Here is a 2,813-nt window from a genome sequence, read left to right as displayed (position 1 = left end):
GCCCCGTGGCGTGATGCCACGGGGCCCGGCTGCGGGACGGGTGCGGTCGGGGTCAGACGCGGGCCGGGGCCCGGTCACGGGCCTCGAAACCGGCCTCGATCTCGTCGAGGGACAGGTGCGCGGTCTCCCGGGCCGACCAGGCCGACGCCGCCGCCACCAGGCAGATCACACCGCCGAACACGGCGACCGGCAGCCAGCCGCTGACGCTGTTCGCGGCCAGCGCGGCGGCGATGGTCGGGGCGAACCCGCCGAACGCGAAGCCGATCTGGGTGCCGACGGCCGTACCGGTCAGGCGGACCCTGGCCGGGAACATCTCGCCGTAGAACGAGGGCCACACGCCGTTGGCGGCGCTGTAGACGACGCCCGACAGGAGGATGCCGACGCCGAAGACCAGCAGGTACTCACCGGTGGACACGGCCCACAGGTAGAAGGCGAGCAGCACCGCGCTGCCCAGCGCCCCCGCGATGAACACCGGGCGCCGCCCGATCCGGTCGGCGAGCGTGGCGAACAGCGGGATGGCGGCGAGGGCGACGACGTTGGCGCTCACGACGACCCACAGCATGGTCGAGCGCTCCAGGCCGACGGTGTTGACCGCGAACGACAGTGCGAACACCGTCATCAGGGTGCTGACCGAGGCCACCGTCGCGGCGAGGGTGGCACGCAGCAGGTTCGGCCAGTGGCCGCGGAACAGCGCGGCAATCGGGAGCTCGTCCTTCGCCTTCGGTGCGCCCTCGGTGTCGGCGACCTCGGTGGTGAACACCGGGGTCTCGTGCAGCGTCCGCCGGATCAGCACACCGGCGACCATCACCAGCACGCTCGCCCAGAACGGCACCCGCCAGCCCCAGGACAGCAGCGCGTCCTCGGGCAGCAGCGCGATCGGCAGGAACACCGCGGTCGCGATGATCTGCCCGCCCTGGGTGCCGGACAGGGTGAAGCTGGTGAAGAACGCGCGGCGTCCCTGCGGGGAGTGCTCCAGCGTCATCGAGTTCGCGCCGGCCTGCTCACCGCCCGCGGACAGGCCCTGCAGCAGCCGGCAGGTCACCAGCAGCGCCGGGGCGAGCACCCCGACCTGGCCGTAGGTGGGCAGGAAGCCGATCGCCAGCGTCGCGACCCCCATCATCATCAGGGTCGCGACCAGTACCTTCTTGCGCCCCAGCCGGTCACCGATGTGACCGAAGAGCACCGCACCGAGCGGGCGGGCGACGTAGCCGAAGCCGAAGGTGGCCAGCGACAGCAGCGTGCCGGCGACCGGGCTGGAGTCGGGGAAGAACACCTTGTTGAACACCAGCGCCGCGGCGGTGCCGTAGATGAAGAAGTCGTAGTACTCCAGGGCGCTGCCGATCCACGCGGCCAGGGCGGCCCGTGTCGGTTGCGCCTGCGGCGCGGTGGGCGCGGCGGACGGTTGCTGGCTCACGGTGGCTCCCGGCGTGTGCGACGTTGCAGGCACTGGTGTGGACGACGGCTCCCGGGCGGCGGGCCGCTCGCTTATGTACCGTCTGGTTACGTACCGAATAGTGAGTTGCGCAGCGACACCTGTCAAGAGCCGGAGGGACGCCGGTCCCGTCAGTCCTGTCCGACGCGGGCGGTCAGGTACTCCACCACCAGGTCACCGACCATGCGGCGGTAGTGCGCCCGGCGGGCCGGGTCCAGCAGGTCGCGGCCGAAGATGGCCGAGACGGTGTGCCGGTTGGCCACCCGGAACACGCAGAACGAGCTGATCAGCACGTGGACGTCGAAGGCGTCGACGTCGTCGCGGAACATGCCGGTCTCCCGGCCGCGGGCGAGGATCGGCTCCAGCACTCCGACCGCGGGCCCGGCCAGCCCCTCGCGCAACGGGGAGGACCGCAGGTGCTCGGCGTGGTGGATGTTCTCGATCGCCACCAGCCGGATGAAGTCCGGGTGCGCCTCGTGGTGGTCGAAGGTGAGCTCGGCGACCGCACGCACCGCCCGCGCCGGGTTGAGGTCCGACACCGACAGCTGCTGCTCCAGTGCCCGGATCCCGGCGTAGGCCCGCTCGAGAACCGCCAGGTAGAGACCCTGCTTCGAGCCGAAGTAGTAGTAGAGCATCCGCTTGGTGGTCCGGGTGCGCGCGGCGATCTCGTCGACCCGCGCCCCGGCCAGTCCCCGGTCGGCGAACTCCGCGGTCGCCTCGTCCAGGATCTCGGTGCGGGTGCGCTCGGCGTCGCGCTGCCGGACGCCGTCCTCCGGTGCCGCTGCCACTGCGGTACCCCCTCCGCCGGTCCGCGCCGCCGGGATCCCGGCGGCGTCCCCGGACTCTACGGATCACCGGCCGTCTCCCCTGGCCGAGCCGTGCACCGTCCGGTACAACTAACCGTACGGTACATAGATCCGAGGAGGGATCCGTGCGGAGCAGCAGCGAGACCCGGCGCGACACCGGAACCGGCACACGGGTGCGGACGGGGTTGATCGGCGCCGGCATCGGTCCGTCGCTGTCGCCTGCCCTGCACGAGCGCGAGGGCGTCGCGCACGGCCTGGACCTGACCTACCGGCGCTTCGACCTCGACGTCCTCGGGGTCGCGCCGGACGGCGTCGGCGACCTGCTCCGCCGGGCCCGCGCCCAGGGCCACGCGGGGCTCAACATCACCCATCCCTGCAAGCAGCGCGTGATCGGCCACCTCGACGCCCTCGCCCCGGACGCCGCCGCCATCGGCGCGGTCAACACCGTCGTCCTCGGCACGGACGGGTCGATGACCGGGCACAACACCGACTGGACCGGGTTCCGCGACGGCTGGCGGGCCGGGCTGCCCGGCGCCGCGACGGGCCGGGTCGTGCTGCTGGGTGCCGGGGGCGCC

At 72.5% G+C, this 2,813-nt stretch carries 2 protein-coding genes and 1 pseudogene; 1 reads left to right on the top strand and 2 read right to left on the bottom strand.

The genetic code is table 11. From position 1 onward, the window contains the following. Nucleotides 1-52: 52 nt before the first annotated feature. Both GTW08_RS21535 and GTW08_RS21530 read right to left on the bottom strand, forming a co-directional pair. On the bottom strand, nt 53-1,414 hold the full coding sequence (locus GTW08_RS21535; protein ID WP_161152445.1) for an MFS transporter: 1,362 nt from the start codon (nt 1,412-1,414) through the stop codon (nt 53-55). Between the two features lie 149 nt (nt 1,415-1,563). After that, entirely contained in the window at nt 1,564-2,220 is a 657-nt protein-coding gene (locus GTW08_RS21530) for a TetR family transcriptional regulator (protein WP_073574895.1), read from the bottom strand. A gap of 143 nt (nt 2,221-2,363) precedes the next feature. On the opposite strand from GTW08_RS21530, the pseudogene GTW08_RS21525 reads away from it, so the two are divergent. After that, nucleotides 2,364-2,813 (top strand): annotated as a pseudogene (locus tag GTW08_RS21525) (hypothetical protein); the annotation flags it as partial.

It is taken from the genome of Pseudonocardia sp. SID8383 (assembly GCF_009864975.1).
In the GTDB taxonomy this organism is placed as follows: Bacteria; Actinomycetota; Actinomycetes; order Mycobacteriales; family Pseudonocardiaceae; genus Pseudonocardia; species Pseudonocardia alni.
The sequence above is the reverse complement of the archived record's forward strand: the minus strand, read 5'-3'. Positions and strand labels throughout refer to the sequence as shown.